The sequence below is a fragment of the Streptomyces prasinopilosus genome (assembly GCF_001419695.1).
Classification (GTDB): domain Bacteria; phylum Actinomycetota; class Actinomycetes; order Streptomycetales; family Streptomycetaceae; genus Streptomyces; species Streptomyces prasinopilosus.
Window position 1 is genome coordinate 1 of the sequence record NZ_LIRG01000771.1, and the last position, 4400, is coordinate 4400.

General features: G+C 77.3%; 1 protein-coding gene. It reads left to right on the top strand.

Annotated features, from left to right (window positions below):
* Positions 1–4400 (top strand): non-ribosomal peptide synthetase (locus AOK18_RS26170; RefSeq protein WP_157865201.1); only part of this gene is annotated, 4400 nt, incomplete at both ends.

Sequence of the window (4400 nt, forward strand, 5' to 3'; positions counted from 1 at the left end):
TCCGCTCCGGCCCGCCGCCCACCTCGCCGAGGAGGGCGCCGGGCCGGAGCGGACGGTGGCGCTGGTCCTGCCGCGCTCCATGGAACTGATCGCCGCCGAGCTGGCCGTGGCCCTGGCCGGTGCCGCCTTCCTCCCCGTGGACCCCGGATACCCGGCCGAGCGGCGTGCGCTGATGCTCGCCGACGCCGCGCCGGCCGTCGTCCTGGACGACCCCGGCCGGGTCCGCGCGCTGCTGGACGACGGGGACCGGGAGACGGACCCGCCCGGGAACCGCGTGCTCCCCGACCACGCGGCGTACGTCATCTTCACCTCCGGTTCCACCGGCACCCCCAAGGGCGTCACCGTCACCCACCGGGGCATCGGCGCCTTCGCCGCGGCCGCCGCCGAGCGGTACGCCGTCGGCCCGGGCGACCGCGTGCTGCAGTTCTCCTCACCCAGCTTCGACGCCTCCGTCCTGGAGCTGTGCACGTCCGTCCTGTCCGGCGCCCTGCTGGTCGTCCCGCCGGACGGGCCCTGGCTGGGCGACGAACTGGCCGCCGTCCTGGACGAGCACCGCATCACCCACGCCCTCATACCGCCCGCCGCGCTCGCCACCCTGCCCGACCCGGCGGACACCGGCGGCGCACCGCACCTGCGCACCCTGATCGTCGGGGCCGAGGCGTGCCCGGCCGCGCTCGTCGACCGGTGGGCCCCCGGCCGCCGCATGATCAACTCCTACGGGCCGACCGAGGCCACCGTCGTCGCCACCTGGACCGGGCCGCTGACCGCCGGCACCGGAACCCCGCCCATCGGCAGCCCGCTGCCCGGCACCGAGGCCCACGTCCTGGACGCGGCGATGCACCCGGTGCCGCCCGGCACCGAGGGCGAACTGTACGTGGGCGGCGACGGGCTGGCCCGCGGCTACCTCGGCCGCCCCGGCCTGACCGCGGCCCGGTTCGTCGCCCACCCCTCCGGGCCGCCCGGCGCCCGCCTCTACCGCACCGGTGACCGGGTGCGCCGCAGGGCGGACGGCGAGCTGGAGTTCCTCGGCCGGGCCGACCGGCAGGTCAAGGTGCGCGGCTTCCGCATCGAGCCCGGCGAGATCGAGGCCGCCCTGGCCCGCGACCCCGGCGTCCGCGAGGCCGTCGTCGTGGTCCGGGACGAGGAACCCGCCCGCGGCCGGCTCGTCGGCTACGTCACCCCCGCCGACCCGGCCCGCAGACCCGAACCCGCCCGGCTGCGCGCCGCCCTCGCCGCCGCCCTGCCGGCCCACATGGTGCCCTCCGCCGTCGTCGTCCTGGACGCGCTGCCCCTCACCCCGCAGCACAAGACCGACCTGAAGGCCCTGCCCGCCCCCGGCGGCGCGCGGACCGAGGAGCACGTCGAGCCGCGCACCGACGGAGAGCGGGCCCTGGCCGAGATCTGGGCCGACGTCCTCGGCGCCGGTACCGTCGGCGTCACCGACGACTTCTTCGACCTGGGCGGCGACTCGATCCTCGCCGCCCGCACCCTGACGCGGATCAGGGAGACCCTCGGCGTGCGGCTCTCCCTGCGCGACGTGTTCACCGCGCGGACCGTCGCCGCGCTCGCCCCGCTGGCCGCCGAGCCGTCCGCCGCCGCACCGCCGGACCCGATACCCCCCGCCCCGCGCGGAGGGCCCGTCCCGCTCTCCGGCGCCCAGCGGCGCCTGTGGTTCCTCGACGACCTCACCGACGGCGGAACCGAATACCACACCGGTGTCGCGCTGCGGCTGCGCGGCCCGCTCGACACACCGGCCCTGCGACGCGCCCTGGACCGGCTCGCCGCCCGCCACGACTCCCTGCGCACCACCTTCGCCACCGTCGACGGCCAGGGCGTCCAGCTGATCGCCCCCGAGGCGGACCTGCCCCTGCGCACCGCCGGCGTCGCCCACCTGCCCGCCGACCGGCGGGACGACGCGGTCGAACGCCTGCTGACCGAGGAACTGCGCCGCCCCCACGACCTGACGACCGGACCCCTGACCCGGGCCCTGCTGGTGCGCCGCGCACCCGAGGACCACGTGCTGCTGCTGGCCCAGCACCACATCGTCACCGACGGCTGGTCGGTCGGCGTCCTGACCCGGGACCTGGCGGCCCTCTACCGCGCGGAGGCCCGCGACGAACCGGACGGCCTTCCCCGGCCGGGCGTGCAGTACCCGGACTTCGCGCTGTGGGAGCGCGAGCGGCGCACCGCCGGCACGGACGCCGACGACCTCCGCTACTGGAAGCGCCACCTGGCCGGCCTGCAGCAGCTCGACCTGCCCACCGACCGGCCCCGGCCGGCGGTGCGGACCACCGCGGGCGCGGCCCACCGCCACGACCTCCCCCGCCACCTGGTGGACCGGCTGCGGCAACTGGCCCGGGGGCGCGGCACCACCGTCTTCACCCTGTTCGCGGGGGCGGCGGCCGTGCTGTTCTCCCGCTACTCCGGGCAGCGGGACGTGGCGTTCGGGACCGTCACCAACGGGCGGGACCGCCGCGAACTGGAGGACGTGGCGGGCTTCTTCGCCAACACCGTGGTGCTGCGCGGCGAGGTCGACGACGCCGTCACGGTCGACCGGTTCGTGGAGTCCGTGCGCACGACCGTGCTGGACGCCTTCGCGCACGACGGCGTGCCGTTCGACCGGGTGGTCGAGGAACTGGCCCCGCCGAGGGACCCCAGCCGCACCCCGCTGGTGCAGGTGCTGGTGGTGCAGCAGACGGCGCCCGCCCGGCCGCCGCTGGCGGCCGGGGTGCGGATCGAGGAGCACCCGCTGCCCCGCCCGGCCGCCCGCTTCGACCTCGTGCTGGAGTTCGCGCCCCGCGCCGACGGCGGCTGCGGGCTGACGGTCGAGTACAACACCGACCTGTTCGAGGCGGCGACCGCGGCCCGGATGAGCCGGCAGCTGCACCGCCTGCTGGAGGGCATGGCGGACGGCCCGCACCGGACGCTGGCCGAACTGCCGCTGCTGTCGGACGACGAGCGGCGCACCCTCCTCGACTCCTGGAACCCGTCCGCGCCGGCCGGTGAGCGCGCCGACGGCGCCACGCTCCCGGCGCTGTTCGAGGCGCAGGTGGCCGCGACACCCGACCGGACCGCCGTGACCTGCGACGGGACCACGCTGGACTACGCCGGACTGAACCGGCGCGCCAACCGGCTCGCCCGGCTGCTGAGGGCGCACGGCGCGGGCCCCGAGTCCCTGGTGGCGCTGTGCCTGCCGCGCTCCGCCGACCTGCTGCCGGTGCTGTGGGCCGTCCTGAAGTCGGGCGCCGGATACCTGCCCGTCGACCCGGGCTACCCGGCGGAACGGATCCGCCTCATGCTCGACGACGCGGCCCCCGCCCTCGTCGTCGCCACCCGCGGCACCGCCCACGCGCTCCCCGACGACTGCGAGCCGCTGCTCCTGGAGGACACCGAACCGTCCGACGCCGACGCCGACGCCGACGCCGAGGACCTGACCGACGCCGACCGGATCCGGCCGCTCGACCCGTCCCACCCCGCCTACGTCATCTACACCTCCGGCTCCACCGGCCGGCCCAAGGGCGTGGTCGTCACCCACCGCAGCGTGGCCGCGCTGGCCGCCTGGACGAAGGAGACGTTCGGCGCGCGCGGACTGGCGCACGTCGTCGCGTCCACCTCCCTCAACTTCGACGTGTCCGTCTTCGAGCTGCTGTGCCCCCTGCTGGCCGGCGGCGGCGTCGAGGTGGTTGCCGACCTCCCGGCCCTCGCCGACGGCCCCGGGCCGCGCCGGGCCGGACTCCTCAGCGGCGTCCCGTCCGTGCTCTCCCGCATGCTCGGCGGCGACGGCACCGTCGAGGCGGACACCGTCGTCCTGGCCGGGGAGGCCCTGCCCGCCCGGACCGTGCGGGACATCAGGGACGCCATGCCCTCGGCCCAGGTGGCGAACCTCTACGGCCCGACCGAGGCCACCGTCTACGCCACCGCCTGGTTCGCCGACGGCACCGTCCCCGACCAGGCCCCGCCCATCGGCCGTCCCGTCGCCCGCACCCGCGCCTACGTGCTGGACCGCCTGCTGCGCCCCCAGCCCCCCGGCGTCATCGGCGAGCTGTACCTCGGCGGCGGCGGACTGGCCCGCGGCTACCTGCGCCGCCCGGGCCTGACCGCGGCACGCTTCGTCGCCGACCCCTTCGGCGCCCCCGGCGCCCGCATGTACCGCACGGGCGACCTGGTGCGCTGGAGCGCCGACGGCCGGCTCGAGTACCTCGGCCGCATCGACCAGCAGGTCAAGGTGCGCGGCTTCCGCATCGAACTGGGCGAGGTCGAGGAGGCCCTGCGCCGCTGCCCGGGCGTCGCCGAGGCCGCCGCGGCCGTCCGCGACGGCGACGGCCACCGCCGCCTGGCCGGATACGTCGTCCCCGCCCCCGGCGCCCGCGTGGAGCCGGAGGCGGGGACGACGTATCCGG